Source organism: Halomonas sp. TD01 (genome assembly GCF_923868895.1).
In the GTDB taxonomy this organism is placed as follows: Bacteria; Pseudomonadota; Gammaproteobacteria; order Pseudomonadales; family Halomonadaceae; genus Vreelandella.
On record NZ_OV350343.1, the window covers coordinates 551,015 to 575,913 of the forward strand.

At 54.7% G+C, this 24,899-nt stretch carries 23 protein-coding genes; 15 read left to right on the plus strand and 8 right to left on the minus strand.

From position 1 onward, the window contains the following. The first annotated feature begins 47 nt into the window (after window positions 1-47). From L1X57_RS02570 to L1X57_RS02590, 5 genes are all read left to right on the plus strand, one after another. Complete coding sequence (locus L1X57_RS02570) at window positions 48-254, plus strand: dodecin (RefSeq protein WP_009724250.1); 207 nt, start codon at window positions 48-50, stop codon at window positions 252-254. A 113-nt stretch (window positions 255-367) separates the two neighbouring features. Continuing rightward, on the plus strand, window positions 368-1,741 hold the full coding sequence (gene trkA / locus L1X57_RS02575; RefSeq protein WP_234667906.1) for a Trk system potassium transporter TrkA: 1,374 nt from the start codon (window positions 368-370) through the stop codon (window positions 1,739-1,741). A 48-nt stretch (window positions 1,742-1,789) separates the two neighbouring features. Beyond that, window positions 1,790-3,238, plus strand: a complete 1,449-nt coding sequence (locus L1X57_RS02580) for a TrkH family potassium uptake protein (RefSeq protein ID WP_009724247.1) — start codon at window positions 1,790-1,792, stop codon at window positions 3,236-3,238. A 39-nt stretch (window positions 3,239-3,277) separates the two neighbouring features. After that, window positions 3,278-4,531 (plus strand): TraB/GumN family protein, encoded by a 1,254-nt coding sequence (locus L1X57_RS02585; RefSeq protein WP_009724246.1) that lies wholly within the window; start codon window positions 3,278-3,280, stop codon window positions 4,529-4,531. Further along, a complete protein-coding gene (locus L1X57_RS02590; protein ID WP_234667908.1) occupies window positions 4,528-5,433 on the plus strand; it encodes a DMT family transporter in 906 nt (301 codons plus the stop codon). The genes L1X57_RS02585 and L1X57_RS02590 overlap by 4 nt, the downstream gene beginning before the upstream one ends. Here L1X57_RS02590 and L1X57_RS02595 read toward each other — a convergent pair. Then, complete coding sequence (locus tag L1X57_RS02595; RefSeq protein WP_234667909.1) at window positions 5,430-6,191, minus strand: tRNA-uridine aminocarboxypropyltransferase; 762 nt, start codon at window positions 6,189-6,191, stop codon at window positions 5,430-5,432. The two genes, L1X57_RS02590 and L1X57_RS02595, sit on opposite strands and share 4 nt — an antisense overlap. Before the next feature lie 224 nt (window positions 6,192-6,415). Between L1X57_RS02595 and bioB the strand changes: the two genes are divergently transcribed. Genes bioB through bioA form a run of 6 tightly spaced genes read left to right on the plus strand, consistent with a single transcriptional unit; the run spans window position 6,416 to window position 12,118 of the window. Then, window positions 6,416-7,492: a biotin synthase BioB gene (gene bioB / locus L1X57_RS02600; protein ID WP_009724243.1), complete on the plus strand. Its 1,077-nt coding sequence runs from the start codon at window positions 6,416-6,418 to the stop codon at window positions 7,490-7,492. Beyond that, window positions 7,479-8,633 (plus strand): 8-amino-7-oxononanoate synthase, encoded by a 1,155-nt coding sequence (bioF, locus tag L1X57_RS02605; RefSeq protein ID WP_039869485.1) that lies wholly within the window; start codon window positions 7,479-7,481, stop codon window positions 8,631-8,633. Before bioB ends, bioF begins: the two co-directional genes overlap by 14 nt. Beyond that, complete coding sequence (locus tag L1X57_RS02610; RefSeq protein ID WP_009724241.1) at window positions 8,621-9,358, plus strand: alpha/beta fold hydrolase; 738 nt, start codon at window positions 8,621-8,623, stop codon at window positions 9,356-9,358. The genes bioF and L1X57_RS02610 overlap by 13 nt, the downstream gene beginning before the upstream one ends. Then, window positions 9,349-10,128, plus strand: coding sequence for a malonyl-ACP O-methyltransferase BioC (gene bioC, locus L1X57_RS02615; RefSeq protein ID WP_009724240.1), 780 nt, complete (start codon window positions 9,349-9,351; stop codon window positions 10,126-10,128). Before L1X57_RS02610 ends, bioC begins: the two co-directional genes overlap by 10 nt. After that, complete coding sequence (bioD, locus tag L1X57_RS02620; protein ID WP_009724239.1) at window positions 10,125-10,850, plus strand: dethiobiotin synthase; 726 nt, start codon at window positions 10,125-10,127, stop codon at window positions 10,848-10,850. Before bioC ends, bioD begins: the two co-directional genes overlap by 4 nt. After that, complete coding sequence (gene bioA / locus L1X57_RS02625; RefSeq protein ID WP_009724238.1) at window positions 10,847-12,118, plus strand: adenosylmethionine--8-amino-7-oxononanoate transaminase; 1,272 nt, start codon at window positions 10,847-10,849, stop codon at window positions 12,116-12,118. Before bioD ends, bioA begins: the two co-directional genes overlap by 4 nt. Window positions 12,119-12,123: 5 nt before the next feature. Here bioA and L1X57_RS02630 read toward each other — a convergent pair whose 3' ends face one another. The 6 genes from L1X57_RS02630 to L1X57_RS02655 form a co-directional block, all read right to left on the minus strand. Next, window positions 12,124-12,837, minus strand: a complete 714-nt coding sequence (locus tag L1X57_RS02630) for an SIR2 family NAD-dependent protein deacylase (protein WP_009724237.1) — start codon at window positions 12,835-12,837, stop codon at window positions 12,124-12,126. Between the two features lie 33 nt (window positions 12,838-12,870). Further along, window positions 12,871-14,637, minus strand: coding sequence for a bifunctional isocitrate dehydrogenase kinase/phosphatase (gene aceK, locus L1X57_RS02635; protein ID WP_009724236.1), 1,767 nt, complete (start codon window positions 14,635-14,637; stop codon window positions 12,871-12,873). Between the two features lie 43 nt (window positions 14,638-14,680). Further along, on the minus strand, window positions 14,681-15,199 hold the full coding sequence (locus tag L1X57_RS02640; RefSeq protein ID WP_009724235.1) for a CIA30 family protein: 519 nt from the start codon (window positions 15,197-15,199) through the stop codon (window positions 14,681-14,683). Between the two features lie 119 nt (window positions 15,200-15,318). Then, window positions 15,319-16,752 (minus strand): ethanolamine permease, encoded by a 1,434-nt coding sequence (gene eat, locus L1X57_RS02645; RefSeq protein ID WP_009724234.1) that lies wholly within the window; start codon window positions 16,750-16,752, stop codon window positions 15,319-15,321. 158 nt (window positions 16,753-16,910) lie between these two features. Beyond that, on the minus strand, window positions 16,911-17,753 hold the full coding sequence (eutC, locus tag L1X57_RS02650) for an ethanolamine ammonia-lyase subunit EutC (RefSeq protein WP_009724233.1): 843 nt from the start codon (window positions 17,751-17,753) through the stop codon (window positions 16,911-16,913). Further along, window positions 17,746-19,161, minus strand: coding sequence for an ethanolamine ammonia-lyase subunit EutB (locus tag L1X57_RS02655; protein WP_009724232.1), 1,416 nt, complete (start codon window positions 19,159-19,161; stop codon window positions 17,746-17,748). Before L1X57_RS02655 ends, eutC begins: the two co-directional genes overlap by 8 nt. A gap of 225 nt (window positions 19,162-19,386) precedes the next feature. Here L1X57_RS02655 and L1X57_RS02660 point away from each other — a divergent pair, with 225 nt between their 5' ends. From L1X57_RS02660 to zigA, 4 genes are all read left to right on the plus strand, one after another. After that, window positions 19,387-20,331, plus strand: a complete 945-nt coding sequence (locus L1X57_RS02660) for a helix-turn-helix domain-containing protein (protein WP_009724231.1) — start codon at window positions 19,387-19,389, stop codon at window positions 20,329-20,331. 32 nt (window positions 20,332-20,363) lie between these two features. Continuing rightward, the gene (locus tag L1X57_RS02665; protein ID WP_009724230.1) at window positions 20,364-20,978 is read left to right on the plus strand and encodes a class I SAM-dependent methyltransferase; all 615 of its coding nucleotides are present in this window, start codon (window positions 20,364-20,366) and stop codon (window positions 20,976-20,978) included. 186 nt (window positions 20,979-21,164) lie between these two features. Then, window positions 21,165-21,440, plus strand: coding sequence for a TIGR03643 family protein (locus L1X57_RS02670; RefSeq protein WP_009724229.1), 276 nt, complete (start codon window positions 21,165-21,167; stop codon window positions 21,438-21,440). A gap of 125 nt (window positions 21,441-21,565) precedes the next feature. Further along, window positions 21,566-22,792 carry a zinc metallochaperone GTPase ZigA gene (gene zigA / locus L1X57_RS02675; protein ID WP_009724228.1) on the plus strand — a complete coding sequence of 409 codons (1,227 nt, stop codon included), beginning with the start codon at window positions 21,566-21,568 and terminating at the stop codon, window positions 22,790-22,792. Here zigA and L1X57_RS02680 read toward each other — a convergent pair. Next, a complete protein-coding gene (locus L1X57_RS02680; RefSeq protein ID WP_009724227.1) occupies window positions 22,763-24,805 on the minus strand; it encodes a RecQ family ATP-dependent DNA helicase in 2,043 nt (680 codons plus the stop codon). The two genes, zigA and L1X57_RS02680, sit on opposite strands and share 30 nt — an antisense overlap. Between the last annotated feature and the right edge of the window lie 94 nt (window positions 24,806-24,899).

Genomic DNA, 24,899 nt, shown 5'->3' on the forward strand with positions numbered 1-24,899 from the left:
TACTGCCCCTGACAGGGCAGTGAATTGATGGCAAGGATGGAGACACTATGAGCACTCACACTTATAAGCATATTGAGCTAACTGGTTCTTCTGAGAAGGGAATTGAGGAAGCCGTGCAAAATGCCCTCGCCAAAGCATCTGAAACCGTTCATAACTTGCGCTGGCTCGAAGTCACCGACACACGCGGCCATATCGAAGATGGCCGTGTCGCTCACTGGCAGGTCACGATTAAAGTCGGCTTCACGCTCGAGTAATTCCGACCTGCTTTTCAACGGCGGCTGGTTTACACTGGCCGCCGTCTTTATTGCAGCGCACATATCACTTGCCGAGAATGCGCTGGCGCTTACAACGGAACCGATGCTCAGTAATGAAAATCATCATTCTTGGCGCCGGCCAAGTCGGCGGCACCTTAGCGGAGCACCTCGCCCGCGAGGAAAACGATATCACCGTCGTCGATACTGACGGCGCGAAACTGCGCGAACTACACACTAAACTGGATATTCGCACCGTCACAGGCGCGGCTTCGTACCCCATTGTACTGCGTCAGGCGGGCTGTGAAGATGCCGACATGTTGATAGCGGTGACCAACACCGATGAAATCAACATGATCGCCTGCCAAGTGGCGCATACGCTGTTTCGTACCCCCACCAAAATTGCCCGTGTGCGCTCAACGGCCTACCTCACCCGTAAAGGCTTATTTGCCAACGAAGCAATTCCGATTGATGTACTGATCAGCCCTGAACAAGTGGTGACAGATCATGTGCGCCGCCTGATTGAGCACCCCGGTGCACTGCAGGTGTTGGAGTTTGCCGGTGGCTTGGTACAACTGGTGGCGGTAAAAGCATTTTACGGTGGCCCATTGGTGGGGCAGGATTTAGCCTTTTTAGCCAAGCACATGCCCAATGTGGAAACACGCGTGGCGGCGATTTACCGCCGCAACCGGCCGATTATTCCCCGTGGCGATACGGTGATTGAAGCTGATGACGAGGTGTTTTTCCTGGCGGCACGGCGCGATATTCGCGCAGTAATGAGCGAACTACGCCGCGTTGAACGGGATTTTCGCCGGGTGGTCATTGCCGGGGGTGGCAATATCGGTGAACGCTTGGCCGAACACCTGGAACATAGCCATCAGGTTAAAATTATTGAGCACAGTTTAGAGCGCTGTAATACCCTTTCCGAACGACTTGACCGCACGGTGGTACTCCACGGCAGCGCCACCAGCAAACGGCTGCTGGAAGAAGAGAACATCGAAGACTGCGATATCTTTTGTGCTCTGACCAACGACGACGAGGTGAATATTATGTCGTCGCTGCTGGCCAAACGCTTGGGAGCCAAGAAAGTACTGACGCTGATTAACAACGCGGCCTATGTAGACTTGGTTCAGGGGGGCGAAATCGATATCGCCATTTCACCCCAGCAAGCGACTATCGGCAGCCTACTTACCCACGTCCGCCGGGGCGACATCGTCAATGTACACTCGCTGCGCCGTGGCGCTGCAGAAGCCATTGAGGCCATCGCCCACGGCGACAAGCAGTCTTCCAAGGTCGTGGGCCGCACCATTGCAGAGATCAACCTGCCTGAAGGCACCACCATTGGTGCCATTGTGCGGGGTAAAGAGGTCATCATTGGCCATGGGGATGTGATGGTAGAAAGCGGTGACCACATTATCCTGTTCGTGATCGACAAGCGGCGCATCCGTGATGTGGAGCGCCTATTCCAAGTCGGTTTAACGTTCTTCTAGGTAACGTTCTTCAAGAAACCAGGCCACCGCTATGAGGCAACCACTGCTATGAGTTTGCGGGTCATACTACGCATTTTAGGGCTGCTGTTGATGCTATTTAGCCTCACCATGTTGCCACCCATGCTGATATCACTCTGGTTTCGCGACGGTGTTTGGCACGCTTTCATGAGCGGCATCGCTATTACAGTTATAACCGGCTTACTGCTTTTCCTACCCAATCGCCGCGCCCATAAAGAGCTACGGATTCGCGACGGTTTCATTATTGCGGCTATGTTTTGGACTGTATTGGCACTGTTCGGCTCGCTACCGCTGATGCTGTTTGGTGAAGGCTCACTCGGCATCACCGATGCGGTATTTGAATCGTTTTCCGGGCTAACCACGACAGGTGCAACTGTCATTACTGGCATCGATTTTCTACCAGAATCCATTCTTTACTATCGCCAACAGTTGCAGTGGTTAGGCGGCATGGGGATTGTCGTGTTAGCGGTGGCCATTTTGCCCACCCTGGGGGTCGGAGGAATGGCTCTGTACCGCACTGAAATTCCTGGGCCACTCAAAGATTCAAAGCTGACGCCGCGAATTACCGAAACCGCCAAAGCGCTTTGGTACATCTACGCGACACTAACGCTGGCCTGTATGGTCGCTTACATGTTGGCAGGAATGAGCTGGTTCGATGCCTTGGGCCACAGTTTTTCGACTGTCGCGATTGGCGGATTTTCTACCTATGATGCCAGCATAGGCTATTTTGACAGCGCCGCCATTGAGCTGATTTGCGTTGGTTTCATGCTGATTTCAGCGGTGAGTTTTAGTCTGCACTTTATTGCCTGGCGTGAAAAAAGCCTGCTGCATTATTTCCAGGATCCAGAAGCCCGCTTTTTAATGATATTTCTTGCTGGGTTAACCACGATTACCGTAATTACTTTGTGGCTCACTGACACCTACGACGATGTTGAAGGTCTGAGACATGCGTTATTTGAGGTAGTCTCTGTCGCCACCACGGCAGGCTTTGCAGTTGCCGACTTTTCAGGCTGGCCAGGGGCGTTACCCTTTCTTTTATTTGTCGCCGCGTTTGTAGGCGGCTGCTCCGGCTCGACGGCGGGCGGCATGAAAGTAATCCGTATTATTCTGATTTTGAAGCAGGGCATGCGCGAAGTCATGCGCCTTATTCACCCCAACGCAGTCATTGCCGTTAAAGTGGGCAAAGTCAGTGTCCCCGACAGCATCGCCCAGGCGGTATGGGGCTTTTTCTCTGCCTACGTCATGCTATTTTTCTTGATGCTGGTGGGCGTGATGGCCACCGGTGTTGACCAAGTTACCGCTTGGTCAACCGTTGGCTCTGCGCTAAACAATTTAGGCCCAGCGTTGGGCGAAGCTAGCAGTCATTATGGCGACTTACCCAGCCTCGCCAAGTGGATATTAGTACTAGCAATGCTATTGGGTCGTTTGGAAATTTTCACGGTACTCGTGCTATTTACACCCGCCTTCTGGCGTCGTTAAACACGTATCAATGCTTTCTATTCAAATTGAGACACATTAATGATCCATGACGATGCAACACCGCTGGCGCAAGACCCCAACGCGTTACCAGCTACCAGCGGCCCGTTAAAAACCGTCACCGTTGGCGGCACCCGTTATACCCTGCTCGGCACCGCACACGTTTCTGCCGAAAGTGCCGACGATGTTCGCCAATTAATCAACAGTGGCAACTTTGATGCTGTTGCCATTGAGTTATGCGACGCTCGCCATCACAGCATGGACAACCCTGATGCAATGGGCGAGCAGGATCTTTTTCAGGTATTTAGACAGGGCAAAGCTGGCATGGTCGCGGCAAGCCTGGCGCTTGGTGCGTTTCAGCAACGGATTGCCGAGCAATCAGGCATTCAGCCAGGCGCTGAAATGCGTGCAGCAGTAGAAGAGTGCCGCACTCGCAAGCTGCCGCTACTGTTGGTCGACCGCGACGTCGGTATTACATTAAAACGCATTTACCGCAATGTTCCCTGGTGGCAACGTTTTTCGCTATTTTCGGGGCTGATTGGCAGCGTAATGTCGCGCCAGGATGTTTCCAAAGAGGACATCGAAAAGCTCAAAGAAGGCGATATGCTGGAAGCCACTTTCAGCGAATTTGCTGCCGAATCAGAAGCACTTTATACCCCGCTTATTCGCGAACGCGACCGCTATATGGCACTGCGCTTAGCTGAAGAAGCACCGCCTGGGCGCTACCAAAACGTGCTCGTGGTACTGGGTGCCGGGCATTTAAAAGGCACCGGTGAGCATCTGGAAACACCGCTTCCCGAGAACCCTACCACTGAGCGAGAGACGCTGGAGGCAACGCCACCACCGTCTAAACTCTGGAAAGCAGCCCCTTGGCTGATTACCGCGCTAGTTCTGACCGGCTTTGTGATCGGCTTTTCACGCAATACCGAGCTTGGCTGGCAGCTGGTCATGGAGTGGTTTTTAATTAATGGTGTTTTGTCCGGCGGCGCAACTATTCTAGCTCTGGCACACCCTGTGACGGTGATCGCCACGTTCTTTGCCGCCCCGTTGACCTCGCTTAACCCCACCATTGGTGCAGGCTTTGTCGCTGCGGGGGTCGAACTCTATATGCGTAAACCGAAGGTGCGCGATTTTTCGACACTGCGCCATGATGTCACCGAGCTCAAAGGTTGGTGGAAAAATCGCGTCTCTCGTACGTTGCTGGTGTTTATTTTGGCAACATTAGGGTCTGCGGTGGGCACCTGGGTAGCAGGCTTTAGAATTGCCGGTGCACTGTTCGGTAGTGGTGCTGCTTGAGCGCGATCAAACAAGCGCCATGGCAAGCCGATGCATTGCTATTGCTGGTAACGGTGGTAGCCGCTGGCGGTTGGATTTTTTCTAAAGAAGCGTTAGCGGGCATGCCACCGTTACTGTTTATTGGTACGCGCTTTTTACTGGCAGGGCTGATACTCCTACCCTTCGCCTGGCCTGCCCTAAGATGCTTACCCGCACGTAGGATAAGACGCGGCGTCATGGTGGGTTTCTTGTTCAGCGCCGCGATTGCCTTCTGGATTCTGGGATTAAATTACTCCGACCACCTGGGTGAAAGCGCGTTTATCAACAGCTTGGGGATTTTGCTGGTACCTGTAGTGGCGCGACTACTGTTTGGCGACCGTCCGCCACGCTCTACTTGGATTGCCCTGCCGGTAGCACTACTGGGCTTTGCCCTCCTGTCGCTAAACGCAGGATTCAAAGTAGAAGCTAGTCAACTGCTGATGGTCTGCGCGGCGCTCTGCTTCGCGCTGTTGATCAACGTCAACACCCGCGTGGTGCGCAACGTGCCCGCGCTGCCATTAACGACACTACAGCTGATGTCGGTAGGCAGCATACTGACCTGCCTATCGTTGGTCATCGAGCATCAGCCGCTAGCGCTCAGCCCCTCAATACTGGGCTGGTTTATGGCCAGCGTGCTGCTAGCAAGTTCACTGCGCTTCTTTCTGCAAATCAAAGCCCAGGGCATGACCACGCCTAGCCACGCGGCGGTTATCTTAATGCTTGAAGCAGTGTGGACTGCCCTATTCGCAGCCTGGTGGTTTGGCGAAACCATGACCCTGCTACAGCTACTTGGCTGTAGCCTGATTTTTACCGCCCTATTGATTAACCGCTGGTACTGGGTGCGCAAAGTGATGCTTCGCTGGCTACCTGGCGCTCAGCGCTAACCCTTTCGGTCTAATAGCCGCTGCATGGCAGTGGTTGGTTCAGCAATTTTGCGATAGTAGCGGCTCTCGGCATAGCTATCGTTAAATACATCAAAGTAATCGTCTAGCACATCGGCGGCATTTTCATCACCACTTTGGCGCAGCAGCTCAATAGCAACTTCCGCAGTACAAAGATGCGCTTTTGAGGCGGGTTTGCGTAGCCGATAGCGTGTTTCCCGCTCAGTGCGCAGCGGTAATACCGGCAGCGCATCCAGATAAGGACTCTTACGGAACATTCGCCGCGCTTGGCGCCAAGTGCCATCTAAAATCACAAATACCGGAATACGCGCTTGCTGCTTCACCGCATGCACGGCATTAATGTCCACCACACGATCTGAATAGTCGGGCTGGTCATCAGGAAAGATCACAAAAGGCGCGTAGCGCGGATCCTTAAGCAGTGCGGCTAGTTCTTCGTCCGGTGCGGTGCGATACCAGGTAAACACTTTGGTTTGCGTCAGCACATCCCCAATTAACCGTCCTGTATTAGTTGGCTTGTAGTGTTCTATAGAGTGGGTCAATAGCCACACCTGGGCGGTGCTATCCGCTTTCACCTGGTAGGGACACAAGCAATTAAGCTCGGGAAGATTGCACCCCGCGCAACGCGTGACAAAACTGCCCCGTGCTTTAAATTCACGCCGAGGTGGGCGCGGATGCCCCGTAGCAGGGTCGAAGTCAGTCAATGAAGAAGACTCAGGGGGCTGTGACGTAGCGTCAGACATCCGCGCTCCAATTTATAAAGGGCGATTAATAAAGGGCGATTAACAAAGGGCGATTAACAAAAGACGGTTAACAAAGGGCGCCGAGTATAAAGCAGCTCGGCCACCATGACGAACCCCTGCTCTCTAAAACCACTCGTAGTAAACCAGAACACTCTGAACAGTTGACACCAAAAGCGTAACGCCGCTAGAGTCTCGTCAACTTTCAAAAGAAAAAAGGTTTACCCGTGACCGCCACCGCTTTCAATGCCGCCGCCCCGCGCCACGACTGGACGCTGGACGAAATTAATGCGCTGTTCGCGCTGCCCTTCAACGACCTGTTATTTAAAGCTCAGCAAGTGCATCGCGCCCACTTTGATGCTAACGCGGTGCAGGTTTCTACCCTGCTGTCGATTAAAACGGGGGCTTGCCCGGAAGACTGCAAATATTGCCCGCAGTCCGGTCACTACAATACCCAGCTCGAAAAAGAGAAACTGCTGGAAATCGAAAAAGTCGTTGCCCAAGCCAAGGCTGCCAAGGAGGCCGGAGCTAGCCGTTTTTGTATGGGCGCGGCATGGCGCAGCCCGCGGGATAAAGATTTATTGCTGGTCGAAGAGATGGTTCGCCAAGTAAAAGCCCTGGGGCTGGAAACCTGCATGACACTAGGCATGGTCGACGGCGATCAAGCCAACCGTTTGGCGGCGGCTGGGTTGGATTACTACAACCATAACCTGGATACCTCCCCCGACTTTTACGGTGAAATCATCACCACCCGCACCTTCAGCGACCGCCTGGACACCCTGGCCACCGTGCGTGAAGCGGGCATGAAAGTGTGCTCCGGCGGCATTTTAGGTATGGGTGAGGGCGCGCAAGACCGCAGCGCGCTGTTACAGCAGCTGGCAAAGCTGTCACCGCACCCAGAATCCGTCCCCATCAATATGCTGGTTAAAGTACCGGGCACACCGCTGGAAAACGTCGAAGACTTGGACCCGCTTGAGTTTATCCGCGCTATCGCCGTGGCGCGTATTATGATGCCGCAAAGCCATGTACGGCTTTCCGCTGGCCGCGAGCAGATGAGCGAGTCGACTCAGGCACTGGCATTTTTGGCTGGAGCCAACTCGATCTTCTACGGCGACAAACTACTAACCACCGGCAATCCTCAGGCAGACCGCGACCGCGCGCTATTTGCAAAATTAGGCCTGCACCCAGAGCGCCGCGATACCTGCGAAGATGAAGCCGCTCACACCGAGCGACTCACCCAACAAGCTCAGCAGCGCGCCCAGGCAGAGCGGGCAGCAGCACTGGCAGTAGATGCCAGTGTCTGAAGCGTGGCTGCAGCGCCTAGCCAGCGTCCGTCAGCAGCGTGTCGATCAACAACGCTGGCGACACCGGCGGGTGAACACCCATAGCACGCTGGACTTTGCGGGTAATGACTATCTTGGGCTGGCCTGCGATCCACGTGTACAAGCTGCCCAGGCAGAGGGTGCGCGCCGCTATGGCGCAGGCGCGGGCGCGTCGCACTTGGTCAGCGGCCATTTGGAAATCCACGACGCACTGGAAGATGCCTTGGCCGAGTGGACCGGACGGCAGCGTGCACTGCTGTTTTCCACCGGCTATATGGCTAACCTTGGCGTGTTGCAGGCGCTCGCCGACTCAAATACCGCCCTCTTTCAAGACCGTTTGAATCATGCCTCGCTGTTGGATGGCGCAGTGTTAAGCGGCGCTCGCTCACGGCGTTTTCATCACCGCGACAGTGCTGATCTTGAACGCCTGTTGGCGCGAAGCTCCGCCACCCATAAGCTGGTGGTCAGCGATGGCGTGTTCAGTATGGATGGCGACGTTGCCGATATTGCCACCCTTGCCCACGTCAGCCAGCAGCACAACGCCTGGCTAATGATTGATGACGCTCACGGTCTGGGTGTTTTAGGCGATAACGGCAGCGGCTGTGTGGAAGGTTTCGACAGCCAAGCGGTGCCTATTTTGGTGGGCACACTGGGCAAAGCATTGGGCACCGCTGGCGCGTTTGTGGCCGGTGACGCTGCGCTGATTGACCACCTCACCCAGTTTGCTCGCAGCTATATCTATACCACGGCCCAGCCCCCCAGCATTGCCGCAGCGACCCTGGAAGCGCTAACTATCGTGCAGCGTGAACCCGAACACCGCCAGCGACTCCAGCACCATATCAGCTATTTCCGCCAGCAGGCCCAGGCGCTAGGGCTGCCCCTTGCAGACTCCCATACGCCTATTCAACCGCTGCTACTCGGCAACGAGCCACGCACCATGGCTTGGGCGGCTAAGCTCTCCCAGCGAGGCATCCAAGTAGGGGCGATTCGCCCACCCACGGTGCCCAATGGTGCCGCTCGCCTGCGTATTACGCTGAGTGCCCGCCATACCCCCGGCGATATTGATCGGCTTGTCGAAGGTCTGAGCGCCTGTCAGCGCGAGGAGACACTATGTCCTGCTTAGGTGCCCCTCAACGTCTGGTGCTGCTATCGGGTTGGGGAATCGACCAGCGCATCTGGCAGCCGTTGGAACACCACTGGCCCGCCCATAGCAAGGTACACACAGTGGACTGGCCAGGCTATGGCGACACTCCTGCCCTGGCTGAACCGGCCACCCTTGATACTCTTTCCAGCGCCATGGCCGACCAACTACCCAGTAACGCTGTGTGGGTCGGCTGGTCGCTGGGCGGGCTGTTAGCCAGCGCGCTGCTCGATAAGCTGCCTGCGCCACGCGGCCTTGTGCTGATTGGCACGGGCGATCAATTTTGTAGCGATGACGGCGTGAGCAAAGCCGAGCTTGCCAGCTTTCATCGCGCCTTCACCCGCGACCCCGACGCCACGTGGCGGCATTTCTTGCGCTGGCAAACTCAGGGCGAACCCAATGCCCGCCATGCCTATCAACAGCTACGCACCATGTTGGGTGACACCCCCAGCGCTACTAACAGCACTCTATCCCAAGGGCTTCACTGGCTTGCCAGCCTGGATAACACCCAGCGTTTGCAAGAAGCGCCCTGTCCGGTCATTCGATTAGTTGGCGAGCACGACCCGTTAGTGGCTTCCGGTATCCGCGCTCAGGCCATCAACCTTGCCCACGCGGGGCACTGCCCGATGCTTTCCCAGCCAGCTCAGCTGGTCACGACCATCGCTTCCCACGCCGCACTGGTCACTAAGGAGCACGCATGCACCTAACGACAATGCCCGCACCAAACTGGCAGGCAAAAGTCGCCCACGCCTTTTCTCGGGCGGCTCCGCGCTACGACGCTCTGGCCAGTGCTCAGCGCCAAATAGGGGAAACGCTCTGGTCATCACTTCCGCCTAGTGCCGACAACATACTCGACCTTGGCTGTGGTACTGGCGTCTGGACACAACGGCTAGCCACTCAATTTCCCCGAGCTCACGTCACTGGGCTGGATATTGCCCCTGGCATGCTCGCTCACGCCCAAGCGCGCTATGGCCATCATATTCGCTGGCAGCAAGGCGATGCTGCTGCGCTGCCTTTTGAGCACGCCACCTTCGATCTGATATTTTCCAATCTTGCCATCCAGTGGTGCCGCGATATCGATACTGTTATGCGCGAGCTTCAACGAGCACTGACCCCTGGCGGCCAAGTGCGCCTCACAACGCTCTTACCTGGCACGCTGTCAGAAGTCGCCACGGCTTGGCAGCGCCCAGAGGCGTTACTACAAACGCCGAATGCCCAAGCGCTTGAACGCGCCGTTGGCTTAAGCGGCTTAACGCTGGTTGACCGCATCACCGAATGGCGGCGGTTTTACTACCCCGATCTCACTGCCGTCATGGCTTCAATCAAGGGGGTAGGCGCCCAGGTGGCGCGGCCCAAGGCATGTCTTACCCGCCGAGAGCTGGCCGCCGCCCGCGAGCGGTTTGAAACGCTACGTGACCCCCAAGGGCTCCCCGTTAGCTATCACTGCATCACCCTGCACTTGGAAAAATCATCATGACCGTCTATTTCGTGACCGGCACCGATACCGATGCGGGTAAGACCCTGGCCACCAGCGCACTGCTGTGCGCTGCCAAACATCAGCAGCTCAGCACGCTGGGTCTTAAGCCGATTGCCTCTGGTAGCCACATCACGACGGATGGGCTGCGCAATAGCGACGCGTTGGCGCTACAGGCACAAAGCGCTCCCGCCGTCGATTACACCACCGTTAACCCTTGGGCATTTGCGCCCGCTATTGCGCCGCATCTGGCCGCCAGCGAGGCGGGGCACTCTCTTAATGTCAACCGCGTGGTTGACTCGCTTAACGCCACTCTAAACGACACGCCGCGCGATTTAACGCTCATCGAAGGCGCTGGCGGCTGGCGTGTGCCACTCAATGAGCACAACGACTTTTCCGACATACCACGGATGATGCAGTTGCCAGTCATTCTGGTCGTGGGCCTAAAGCTTGGCTGTCTTAATCATGCGCGGCTTACCGCTGAGGTCATCGCTGCCGATGGTCTAATGCTTGCAGGCTGGGTCGGCAGCGTAGTGGACCCTGTATTCTCCTCTGATACAGCACGCTTTGATGCCAACATTGCCCTGCTTAAAAACACCCTTAACGCGCCATGTCTGGGCATTATTCCCCATTTAGCTATCGCCGATGCCGTCCATGCGCGCCACGCTCTCTCACTAACCGCGCTGCTCAACACCTCAGTTTTGAATCAGGAAGCCGCTCTATGAGTTCTCCCGTTTGGCACCCTTATGCCCACCTCAAAACACAAGCACCCGCCCCTAAAGTGGTCGGCGGTAGCGGTAGCCATTTCACCCTGGAAAGCGGTGAGCAACTGCTCGACGCTACCTGCTCCTGGTGGTGCATGATTCATGGTTACGGCCACCCGCGTTTAGTCGCTGCCATTAGTGAACAGGCAGGCGAGCTATGCCATGTAATGCTCGGTGGCCTCACCCATGATCCCGCCGACCAGCTTGCTCGGGAGCTAGTGCGCATCACCCCTGACGGCCTTAATCACGTGTTCTACTCCGACAGTGGTTCAGTCGGGATGGAGGTGGCGATGAAAATGGCCCTGCAGTACCAGGTGCTCATCGGCCACCCCGAAAAATGCAAGATGCTTTCGTTAATGAAGGCCTACCATGGCGACACCACTGGCTGTATGGCGGTATGTGACCCTGAAGAAGGCATGCATAGCTTGTTCGCCAGCCTGCTGCCCCAACACCACTTCGCCCCCGCGCCCACCGCACCGTTTAACGCCACACCGGAACAGGTAGCCGACGATTTAGCGGCACTTCGCGACGTCTTGGCGAGCCACCATCATGAAGTTGCTGCCCTGCTGATGGAACCGTTACTACAGGCGGCAGGCGGGCTGAATATGACCTCACCTGACTACCTGCGCGGTGCACGGGAGTTATGCGACGAGTTTGGCGTGTTGCTGATTTTTGATGAAGTAGCCACCGGCTTTGGCCGCACTGGCAAGCTGTTTGCCGCCAATCACGCTGACGTAACACCGGATATTATGGTGCTCTCAAAAGGATTAACCGGCGGCTACCTCGGCCATGCAGCGACCCTGGCCAGCGACCGTGTTCACGACGCTTTTGTTGGCGACAGCGCCCACCATGCCTTTATGCACGGCCCTACATTTATGGGCAACCCGCTGGCCTGCCGCGTCGCGCTGGAAAGCCTGCGCGTGTTTGAAGAGGAGCACTACCTGGACAAGATTGCGGCTCTTAGCCAACAGCTTAGCCGAGCGTTAATTGACGACTCCGCGCTGAACGCCCACCCAGACGTGGCCGATGTGCGAGTACTGGGTGCCACCGCGGTGATTGAAGCGCACTCCGCCGAGGCGCTGAAAGGTGTCGGGCAATTCGCCCGCGAGCGCGGTGTATGGCTGCGTCCGATAGGCCGCTGGCTTTACACCATGCCCGCTTATATCGCTACCGACGCCGACATCACTCAGATTACCGACGTAATGAAAGCATGGTTTTTGAAGCGATAGACAGTTCAAGGCAGCATCAAATTGCCCTGTTTGCGCCACTGATTGACCAAGGCAGGAACGCCTTCGCCTGCGGTGGTGTTAATCGCTAGAACGCCCGGCGGTGTTAAGGCATCTGCGTCTGGGTCGACCAGGGCACACGGGGTATCCAAGTCAATATACGATAGCAGCGATGCCGCGGGCATAACCGCCAATGACGTGCCCACCACCAGCAAAAAATCTGCTTGGCTAACAAGCTCGCAGGCGTCTTCAAACAGTGGTACCGATTCACCGAACCACACCACGTCCGGGCGCAGTTGGCTGCCCTTGTCACAAATATCGCCCAGCGCAATACCGCCTTTCGGCAGTGGATAGCGCAGCCGCATATCCACTGAAGATCGCGCCTTCAAAATCTCGCCATGAAGATGCAACACATCTCGCGACCCTGCACGCTCATGCAGATCGTCAATATTCTGCGTTACAACGCTAACTCTAAAGCCATCTTTTTCAAGTGCCGCCAGGGCTTTATGAGCAGCGTTGGGCTTAGCCTTACGAATTTGCTCCCGACGCAGGTTATAAAACTCCAGCACCCGCTGAGGATCTCGTCGCCAGCCCGCGGGCGTGGCTACCTCTTCAACCGGATGGTCTTCCCACAGGCCATCGCTGGCACGGAACGTTTTAATACCACTTTCGGCACTAATGCCCGAGCCAGTAAAAACCACTAGGTGCGGTGGTGCTGTCATGTTTTCCTCGACTAAATCACTGCTTACTGTTTTCTAATATACCAGTTGCCCTATGGTCCCCGCGAAGCGCTGCTTATTACGATATGGGTAAACATCAATCACTCGCCCATCGACAATAGCCTGCTGCAGCTCCAACCAGTAATCGGGATCAAATAACTCCGGATGCTGTTCCATAAAAATACCGCGCAGCTCCGGGTTGGCAAACATAAAGGGCCCGAACTCCTCGGGGAAAATATCGTTGGGGCCGATAGAAAAGCTTTCGCCACCGCCGCACAGGTAATCATTGCCATACGATTTAGGCATGTGTCGAAAGCGGCACTCCGTGAGATAACATACCTCGTCGTAATCGTAAAAAATCACTCGACCATGGCGGGTAACACCAAAGTTTTTTAACAGCATATCGCCAGGAAAAATATTGGCCGCAGCCATCTGTTTAATGGCGTTACCGTAGTCTTTGAGCACCATCACGCGCTCATCCGCACTGCACTGTTCAAGGTAGATGTTCAGCGGCGTCATCATGCGCTCGGTATAGCAGTGCTTGATAATCACCTTGTCATCTTTCAGCGACACCGTAGAGGGTGCCACTTCTAGCAAGTGCTCCAGACACTCTGGGGAAAAATGGTCCTGGCGCACGATAAAATTTGAGAATTCCTGGGTATCGGCCATACGCCCGACTCGGTCATGGCGTTTCACCAAGCGGTACTTTTCGCGCACCACCGCGTGCGTGACATCCTTGGCCGGATCAAATTTATCTTTAATGATTTTAAACACAGTGCGAAAACTGGGCAGCACAAACACCGCCATCACCATGCCACGCACGCCAGGTGCAATGACAAACTGGTCCTCACGCTTGGCTACTTGCAGGTTTAACGCACGGAAAAATTCGGTTTTGCCATGCTTAAAAAAGCCAATCGCAGCATACAGCTCACCTTCGGGTTTATGAGGCATCAGCTGTTTTAAGTAGTGAACAAACTCCCCAGGCACCGGCACATCGACTTGGAAGTAGGCACGGGTAAACGAGAAAATAATCGAGACTTCATCAGTCTCGGTTAGCACGGTATCCAAGTGCAGGCAGGGGTCGCCGCCCTGCTGCTCGCCAAACCCTTCACCATGTAGAATAGGTAATACCAACGGCACCTGCTCACCGCCACCCAAAATGCGGCCCACCAAGTAAGCCCCTTTATTGCGATAAAAGACGCTTTTCAACAGTTCTAATTGAGCATCTTCTGATTGCAGAATAGCGGCAGGAAGCAGGGTTTCTAATAAGCCAGCACCTAGTTCAATATCGCGTTCCAGATCAGCAAAAGCGTTATCAAACGGTGCTTCTTCAAGCGCCCAGGCAAGTGCCTGGGGCCAATCACCGCTGACTGAATGCTGGCGACAAAGCTCAATTCCAGAATGATGCGCTGCATCTTCTCGAGAGCTGTACACAAACATCCAGTCATTGCGAATATGGCGGTGGTGGAAAATCGAGCAGAATAACGAGTTAAAAAATGTCTCTGCCAATTCGTAATCCAACCGCTGACTGATCAGCTGCGCATAGTGCTCACGCGCCTCTCGCCATGTTTCACAGTACGTAAGCGATTCATGATCAAACGTGCGCTGCAAACGTGTTAGCGTATCGCCCACTTTCTCTTCATACAGGTTAATCCGCGCTGCGGAGGCTTGCTGAGCCTCCCGCCATGCTGCCTCTCGAAAACGACGGCTGGCATCAAAGGTTATCTGCTTAAAGCGAGCACGGTAACCATCAAACCCATGCAGAATAGTGACCGCTAAGCGATACGCTGGGGAGTGCTTCATGGCGGTGTGCTCTTATTGGAAAATTACTTTGCAAAATAGACTGCTAAAGCGCTGCAATGGATGCAATGTCGAGTCGAAATGGTCCAGCAGTTCGGTCAGCAATCAAGAAGCCAAGTTGATAAATGCTTTCAGAAGAAAGTGGCGGCGCATCGTTAAGAAGAGTGCCACGCCGCACAGCTTCAAACCTATTCCAAGTAAACGCCAGCGTTTCCCACTGACCTTGGGGCGGTGTGAACGCTACCCGATAGGCGCTGGCTTCGTCTAACGCCGTACTTTTCAAACGCAATTGATAAGTACGCCCGTCGCCCCGTATACGTAGAGTAACGCCGTTACTTTTGGCAAGCGATTGCTCAAAGTGGTCAGGTTCGCGGCGTATCGAGGCAAAACCACCGCCATTATCAAGCGACACCTCACCGATAAAACAGCCCGCCCCCGCGTCGATACGAAACGTACTGCGAGACACGCCGCCCATTACACCGTCATTCACTGCAAACCAGCGCTGCTCCTCACGGTGCTGATTAAAATCGGGGGCGTTAGCGCGGGACAAAAAGGTTAATGTCATGTTGGCTCCTGGCGTCGTCAACGTTTCGCTGTTTGTTACCATAGTTACTAAAAAGCCTCTGGGCCGTTAGGCACAGAGGCTTAAACTGCCTAATCAGGTTAGGCGATTGGGGCCGAACATTACAGCTTGGCAGCGGCTGGCGTTGGCTCGCTAATGCCTACCTCTTCCGGGGCGGCAGTCACCAACGCAAACTCCTCTTCAGCGGTTTTCGCCACCAGCTTATGCTTACTGTAAAGGAAGTAGTACGCTGCACCGGCGATGAATAGAACAATGGTGTAATTAAACGCCCGTGGGTCGAAAGCATAGACACCGGTCAGCGCGACGAGTGAAAGAACTAATGCAACCCCAGAGGTCACCACACCACCGGGTGTTTTATAAGGGCGCGGCAAGTCAGGCTGTTTAACTCGTAATAGAATGTGGCTGAGCGCCATCAATGCATAAGAGAGCGTTGCACCGACAACGGCCATCCCTAAAATTAGATCGCCTTCGCCGCTAAGTGAGACCAAAAAGCCAAATACACCAGGCACGATCAGCGCCAGATAAGGCACTTTACGCTCACTGGTTAGTGACAACTGCTTAGGCAAGTAACCCGCTCGTGAAAGCGCAAAAACCAAACGGCTGTAGCCATAGATAATCGAGAAAAATGATGCCACCAGTCCCGCAAGGCCCAGCACGTTAACCAGTGTGGCAAGCGTAGGGTTGCCTGCAACCTTAAGCGCATCGACCAGCGGCACACCGCTTTGACCTATCATTTCAGCACCCGCTGCGCCTGCCAGTAACACCACGACTAATAAAGCGGTAAATAGCAGAAACAGCATCGCAGCAATAATGCCTTTAGGCATATCGCGCGCGGGATCTTTGGCTTCTTCTGCCGCTAGGGGCACACCCTCAACCGCTAAAAATAGCCACATACCAAACGGCAGCGCGGCCCAAATACCGTACCAGCCATAGGGCATAAAGGTACTCGCGCCAGCGGCATCAGTGGGCGCAATATCAAAGAGGTTCGCTGAATCGAAATCGCCAATCAGCGCTACTGCTGTTGCCAAAATCGCAAACACCGCCAGGCCGCTAATCACCATCATGACTTTTAGCGCTTCACCCACGCCTGCTAAATGAATACCGATAAACACTGCGTAGAACAGCAGGTAAACCAACGGTCCATTAATACCCAGCAGCGCTTCGACTGCCGAGCCGATGAAAATCACTATCGCGGCAGGGGCAAGCGCGTACTCAATCAGCACCGCAAGCCCCGTTAAATAACCACCGGCTGGCCCCATCGCTTGGCGGGCAAAACTATAGCCACCACCCGCGGCTGGAATCGCTGCGGACATTTCCGCCAATGCTAATACGAGTGCAAGGTACATCAACGCCATTAGGCAGGCGGCAATGGCAAAACCACCCCAGCCCGCTTCGGCAATACCGAAGTTCCAGCCGGCAAAATCACCGGAGATAACATAAGAAACCCCAAGCCCTGCTAGTAATAGCCAGCCCGCGGTCCCTTTTCTCAGCTGGCGCTTGGCCAGATACGCTTGATCGACAGAAGGTTGTGTCATTGTCATGCCCTTTTCAGTGTGGAACGCAATCATTGTCAGCGGCGTGCTGAGTCGGGGTGTTGGTTCCGTATTGTTGTTAGGAGTGTTGTTAGGAGCGTTTCTATAAGTGTTGTTATTGATAGGTTGTTAATGGGTTGCTCTTAGCACGCAAGCCCCCGTTAATCGGCCACCAGGAAGTTTTGTGTTGAGCCACCCGATGCACCTTCTAATACGTTGTCCTCGCTACGATCTTTAAGTTGAACGCCGGACAGTTTTCGCTGACGGGCCTCGGTTAATAGCAACAGCAGCCGCCGCGCGCCCTCTTCCGGTTTCAGCCCTGCCGGGCGAACGTTCGAAATGCAGTTACGGCGGTCATCTTTTAAGCCCACTTCAGGTGCCCAAGTCATATACAGCCCGAGGCTATCGGGGGAACTTAAGCCTGGGCGTTCACCAATCATCACCAGCACGGCATCGGCATTAAGCAGCGCGCCAACCTCATCACCAATCGCCACGCGGCCCTGCTCGACAATGGTTAGCGGCGCGAGCTGCCACTCCCGCTGATCATGTTCAAAGGCGCGATACAGCGCAGTAAGAAACGGCGCGCTATTCTGCTGCACCGCCAGTGCGGAAAGCCCATCGACAATGACCACCGCCAAATCGAAGCGCTGGCCACTTTCCGCACATTGCTGCAACTTCGCGCGCGAGGCGTCGTTAAGACGACGGCCATAATCAGGGCGTTGCAGATACATGGCCCGGTCCACTGCGTGGCTGTGTACATGAATAGGCGCCTGGCTCAGGTTCAGCGCTGTCGTTAACTCATCGGCCAACGCGTCGCACTCAAGGGGGCAGTGAACGGCGTCCTGGGCCTGGGCATGAGCCAGCTGAAACGCCAATAGCTGATGTGTAGGCAGGCTAATACCCGCACGACCAAGCCCAATACGGGCATCGGTAAATGCCCTCAGCCGCTCCCATGGGTTCGCGATAACGATAGATGGGGACTCTTTCGATTCATTATCAGACATCGCGGGCAGCCTCCTTTGGCAGGTGGCGAAGGCTATTGGCGAAAGCGGCCGGTAATTGATCGTTTAGCCGATAGGAAGAAACGTCTTGGAAGATTTGCATCTTCGCCAGCCACTGCTCGAACTCCGGGGCGGCCTTCAACCCAAGCACCCGCCGCGCATACAGAGCATCGTGAAAGGACGTGGTCTGGTAGTTGAGCATAATGTCATCAGAACCAGGGATACCCATCACAAAGCTACAGCCCGCCACGCCTAATAGCGTTAGCAGGTTGTCCATATCATTTTGATCGGCTTCAGCGTGATTGGTGTAGCACACGTCGCAGCCCATGGGCACGCCTAACAATTTGCCGCAGAAATGATCCTCCAGCCCCGCTCGGGTAATTTCTTTGCCGTCGTACAGATACTCGGGGCCGATAAATCCCACCACCGTATTCACCAACAACGGGTTGAACTTACGTGCCACGGCATAGGCACGGGCTTCACAGGTTTGCTGGTCCAGGCCATGATGGGCGTCAGCGGAAAGCGAACTACCTTGGCCGGTTTCGAAATACATCACATTGCGTCCGACCGTACCGCGGTTCAGCGTCTGAGCGGCCGCTTCGGCTTCCGCCAGCGTACTCAAATCAAAACCAAAACTGCGGTTGGTAGCTTCGGTACCGCCAATGGATTGAAAGACGAGATCTACAGGCGCGCCCTGCTCGATCGCTTCTAGCGTGTTGGTGACATGGGTGAGCACGCAGGATTGGGTGGGAATTTCGTATTTCTGGATGACGTCATCCATCAGGCGCATCAGCTTGATACTTTGGGCGACGTTATCGGTGGCAGGATTGATGCCAATGACTGCGTCGCCACTGCCATACAGCAGGCCATCCAGAATACTGGCAGCAATCCCGGTCACGTCATCGGTGGGATGATTGGGCTGCAACCGTGTGGATAACCGGCCTGGCAGTCCAATAGTATTGCGAAACGCGGTCGTCACCTGACATTTCTTGGCGACCAGCATCAAATCTTGATTGCGCATCAACTTGCTAACAGCGGCGGCCATTTCAGGGGTAATGCCGAGGCGGGCCGCAGCCAACACATCACTGGTGGCGTAGTCGGACAGCAGCCAGTTACGAAAGTCCCCCACGGTCAAATGCTTCAGCGGCGCAAATGCATCAGCATCGTGCTCGTCGATGATTAAGCGGGTAATTTCATCTTGCTCGTAGGGAATCAGTACATCATTCAAAAACGTGGTAAGCGGCAGCTCCGCCAGGACCATTTGCGCCACTACCCGCTCTTCTGCTGTTTCCGCAATGACACCTGCCAAGCGGTCACCGGAACGTGGCGGCGTGGCCTTGGCCATTAATTCCGCCAAGCCATTAAAGCGATAACGGCGGCTTCCCACTGTCGTTTGATAGGTCTGCGCCATGGGACCTTCCTTTTTTATATTTAAAAGCTGACTATCTCTAAAACAACGTCGCCGAATGCGCGTTGAGGAACAAAATTTGCTTGTTTCCACAATAGCGCTATCACTTAATGGGGAGTATCGAGTTTTGGCAAACCTGTCATACTGATAAAAATTCAAACAAATACAATAAATTAGAAACAAGCAAGCAACGTGATAGCGCTTTAATCACGTTCACAGGAGTTTCTCATGACGTTGACAAGCCAAGACATTGCACCAAAAAAGTGCATGCAAGAGGCGTTTGATGCCGACGAACATGCTCAAAACCTGACCCGCTGGCAGCAGCAATACGACCAACTGAGTCCAGGGCGATTTTACGGGCGACTAGATGAAATTGAGTTACCCGCCATGCAGGTGTTTAAAGAACATACAGGGCAAGCGCTGCGCCAAGACTGCCGAGTGTGGGCTGACTCCCTATGGCTGGGAATCCCCACCCAGGCACCAGGGTCACGAATCAATGGACAGGCGTTGGAAGAGCATGAGGTGATGTGCCACCCCGGCGGTCGCGATTTTGAGCTGGTAACACCAGAGGCATTTGATATTTATGGACTGGTGATACGTATGCCGTTATTACAGGCTGCCGCCCAGCGACAAGGTGTAATACTTGATAATGAGTGGCACGCGTCACCCCGACGCCGGGTTGCGCCTGAAACACTGCATGCTGTGTCGTTTTTGCTTGAACGCTTACTCTCAAATCAGCAGGGCGCCATCGCCGAAAACGTGCATCAAGATATTTTGCTAACGGGCTTACTGGAGCTACTAAAAGCCAACCAAACAAGCCATGAATTGCCACCCAGCTATACCCATCGAAAAGCAGTGGTTGACCGGGTGAAGCGCTATGTTGATGAACACCTGGAAGGTCCGGTGACGATGGAGACACTATGCGAACTGACTCATGTCAGCAGGCGTACGCTGCAATACAGTTTTACGACTATCCTAGGTATTAGCCCGCTGCAGTTTTTACGTTTAACGCGGCTTAACCGAGTGCGCCGCGCCCTGCGCAGTGCCGAGCCCCACCAGACGGTAACTGAAATTGCCACCTACTGGGGCTTTTGGCATTTGGGGCAATTTGCTCATGATTATAAGCAGCAGTTTGGCGAAAGCCCTTCGCAGACGTTAAACACGACTTATTAAGCGCGCAAGACCGCCTATTCGAGGTAGACCCTATGGTAAATACCACCGCCTGGAACCGATTGCGCTACAGCATTTACGCGCCAATGTATGATCTGGTGGCGACTAAAGCGTTTCGTAAACCCCGCAGGAGTGCACTTAGCCAAGTCGACTGGGAACCCCGCATGCGCGTGCTGCTGGTAGGTGCTGGCACTGGCTTAGACCTGCCTTATTTACCCCGCGAATTAGAAATTCATTTGACCGATCTTACTCCCGCCATGGTGACGCGCGCCCGTGAGCGAGCGGAACATGCGCAACGTGACGTGGTATGTCGTGTGATGGATGCTGCTGCACTGGACTACCCAGATGAGCATTTTGACGTCGTTGTGATGCATCTTATTTTGGCGGTGATGCCCAATCCGGAACAGGGACTAGCCGAAGCGCACCGGGTACTGAAAAATGACGGGCAGCTCTGTGTTATGGATAAATTTCAACCCGACACCCACATTGCTGGTCCAAGTCGGCGAGCACTGAACGTCATTACTTCATTGATCGCGACCGACATCACCCGCCAGGCGACACCACTGCTTCAACAAGCAGGCTTCAACATCCGCCGCGACGAACCCGTATTGATGAATGGCCTTTTTCGCGCGCTGTTAGCAATAAAGTAGCTTACCCAACACATCTACACATCTACACATCTACACATCTACACATCTACACATCTACACATCTACACATCTACACATCTACACATCTCTCCAGAATATCAGTACAGTGAGCAACGCTCCGTCTAACACTGGTATAGTTAATGTCACCTTGTTATTTGCTCACCTCATCAACTCATAAGGTGTCTGATGCCTAAAGCTGCCGTGAAACGCTTTCGTCGCTTATCCGAAGAAGAACAATCCCGCGTCATTGAAATGGCCTGGGAAGATCGCACCCCGTTTGAAGCGATCGACACTCTGTTTGACTTGAGCGAGCCAGAAGTCATCGAAGTAATGCGCCACCAGCTTAAGCCTGCCTCGTTTCGGTTATGGCGTAAACGCGTTACAGGTCGGGCGACTAAACATACGGCTTTGCGATCGCCGGATGTTTTACGGGGCTACTGCCCAACGCAATATAAGCGCTAATCCTCATTCGCACCGAAAATTCATAGGTTGCCATTTTCTAACCGGGTCTTTTTAACTGCCGACAAAGTGTTATATTATCACATAACATAAAGCCGTTTATAAAAACCCGCTTAGAGGTGCTAGCAATGACCGCGTTCTCTCCCCTGCCCGTGACCGTGCTCTCGGGTTTTCTGGGTGCCGGTAAAACTACCGTACTCAATCATATTTTGGCTAACCGCGAAGGTCGCCGTGTTGCGGTAATCGTCAACGATATGAGCGAGGTCAATATCGATGGTGCATTAGTGCGCGGCGGCCCTGGCGAATCAACGTTAGATGGCGAGGTGGCGCTAAACCGCTCTGAAGAGCGTTTGGTAGAAATGAGCAACGGCTGCATTTGCTGCACGCTGCGTGAAGACTTACTAGAAGAAGTGAGCCAACTGGCCAGGGAAGGCAAGTTCGATTATCTGGTAATTGAGTCCACCGGCATTTCCGAACCGCTACCGGTGGCAGAAACCTTCACCTTTGAAGATGAAAGCGGCCAAAGCCTTTCCCACGTTGCACGATTGGATACGCTGGTAACCGTGGTCGATGGTGCCAATTTTCTTGCCCAGTACCGCGAAGCGCAGAGTCTCGCTGAAGCCGGCGAAAGCTTGGGTGAAGACGACGAGCGTAATGTCGCTGACCTGCTGGTCGACCAGATCGAGTTTTGTGATGTGCTGCTGATCAGTAAAACGGATCTCATCAATAAAAAAGAGCTCGAGGCGTTGAAGGCGATTCTGCATTCACTGAACCCTGATGCTGAGCTGGTGCCCATTACCCAAGGCAGCGTGCCGCTAGAGAAAGTGCTTAATACAGGCAAGTTCAATTTCGAGCGCGCCCAGCAAGCCCCCGGCTGGCTAAAAGAGATGCGCGGCGAGCATGTGCCGGAAACGGAGGAGTACGGTATCGGCAGCTTTGCCTACCACGCTCGCCGCCCCTTCCACCCGCAAAAATTCCACGACCTATTGAATCAGGAGTGGTTTGGTGAGGGGCTGCTGCGCTCGAAAGGCTTTTTTTGGCTTGCTACTCGGCCACGCTTCGCAGGCCAATGGAGCCAAGCAGGTGGTATTGCTCATCACGGCCCAGCGGGCGTGTTCTGGAAAGCTATCCCAGAAGCTAACTGGCCGGAAGATCCTGAAACTCGCCAGTTCATTATGGAAAAGTGGCAGGAGCCGTTTGGCGACATGCGCCAGGAGCTGGTGTTTATCGGCCAGAACTTAGACCAAGACAACATGCGCGAAGCGCTGGACGCCTGCTTGCTAAGCGAAGCGGAGCTGCTGGAAGGCATGGAAGCCTGGAAGCAGCTACCCGATCCTTTCCCCGCTTGGGAGTAAGGTGTCGCCGCCTAAACTGGCCAAATAGCGCTCTGCCCACTGTCGCACCTCAGGATAGGCACGCTGCTCAAAGACCGCAAAGCCGTTAAGGCCGCGGGCTTTGAGTGGCGTAAAGACCGGCATGGTTAAGCCACACAGAAAATGCGCCAGCCGCTGAGCATTAGGTGGCTGGCCGAGCTTTTCGGTGTGGCGTTCAATCAGCGGTGTGGCATAGCGGATAAAATCATTATCAGACAGTGTGGTTAACGGCGGCGCATCCGGCAACCGAACTGGGTTGCCGTAGCATACCGAGCAGTGGCCACAGCGCCCCTGCTCGGTATCAAATGGCCCATCGAAGGTGGTATCCCCAAAATGCTCAGCCAATCGCCGAGTCAGGCAGCTTTCCGACTCAAACAGTGCCAGCATGGAGTGCAACCGTTCAATTTCGATTTGCTCTCGATGTAAGCACTCATTAAACAACTGGCTCGCCAGCGCCTCGACCGAAAATCCCGGCTGACAAATTTCATACACGTCGGTCATGCGTTTGCCTTCCAGGGTCAGCCAGCCTTTATCCTGAAAGTACTCAAGTGCGGTTATCACGCGAGCCCGGGAAGCATCAATCTGCTGCGCTTGCCCAGCCTGATGCAACCGCTCAAAATCTACCGTTCCCCAGGTCCGGGCAATAGCAATATTGTCAATCAATAGGCGAACAAAGGCCGCCCGCTCTCCTTCAAAACGCCCTACTAAGGCAGTAGGCTCAATGTGGTAGCGCAGCCGATACTCGGCTAAGAACGCAAAGCGCGGCGCAATAATGCCGTGCATTTCCAGCCGCACCAGCAACGTTTTTAGCGGCAGCAAACGGATATTAGTATCTCGGGAAAGTGTGTTGAGCAGCACTTCCCACTGACGATCTTGCGCTTGGCCGGCTGATGAAATTTCTTCCAGTAAGCGCAGAATACCCACGTATTCAGGCGTGTCGCCGTAAACGAAGTTCTCCAGCACCCTCAGTCCATCGCGCCCAGCGATCGTCAAGCAAGTCGAAGGCAACCCGTCGCGACCCGCTCGGCCAATTTCCTGGCTGTAATTCTCAATCGATTTGGGGAGATCAAAGTGCACGACGTTGCGGATATTGCCTTTATCAATCCCCATACCAAAGGCAATGGTAGCCACAATGCAGGGCGACTCGCCGCTCATAAACTGGCGCTGGATCTCGTCACGGCGGACTGAATCCAACCCCGCATGGTAGGCCTGGGCGGCAATCCCATGGGCCGCTAGCGCGTTTGCCACCTGCTCGGCGGTTTGCTGCAAGGTGACGTAAATAATCGTGGGCGCTTCGTTGCCAGGCGGCATTTGCGGTTTAAGCCAATCAATCAGCTGCTGCTGACGATTTTCCATCGCGGGCGCCACCAGAAGCTCTAAGTTAGCGCGGTAAAAGCCGGTGGTAATGACATTTTTCGGAACGATGGAAAACTTCTCACGCATATCCGCGATAACCGCTGGCGTGGCCGTGGCAGTCAGTAGCAGTACCTGGGGAATGGCGAAATCGCGCTGATAATCCGGCAGTTTGAGGTAATCCGGGCGGAAGTTATGTCCCCACTCAGAGAGGCAGTGTGCTTCATCAACCACTAGCAGCGATATCTGTACTTGGCGTAGAAAGTGCCGAAAACGCTCGTTCTTAAGCCGCTCCACCGACACCATGAGGATTTTCAGCTCACCGTTTTTGGCGCGCTCCATCACATCACGGGTCGTAGCGCGATCTTGGGTGGAATCAATGCTGGCCGCTGCAACACCATGGCGTGCCAGAAAAGCGAGTTGATCCTGCATCAGCGCCAGCAGCGGCGATACCACCAGCGTCAGGTGCGGAAGATGAAGTGCAGGCAGCTGATAGCAGAGCGACTTCCCTGCCCCCGTGGCAAAAATCGCTGCGGTAGAGTGCCCATCCAACACTCTAGACACCACCGCCTGCTGGCCGCCGCGGAAATCATCAAATCCGAATACTGTCTTCAGCGTCTGCTGCGGTGATAGTGAGGTCATGGCCGGTCCCTGGAGAGTCAAAAAAACGAGAGTCAACATACGTTAGCGGCTAAGCTAACGTGTTCACGTCGTTTTCTCCAATTAGTCGTCTTAC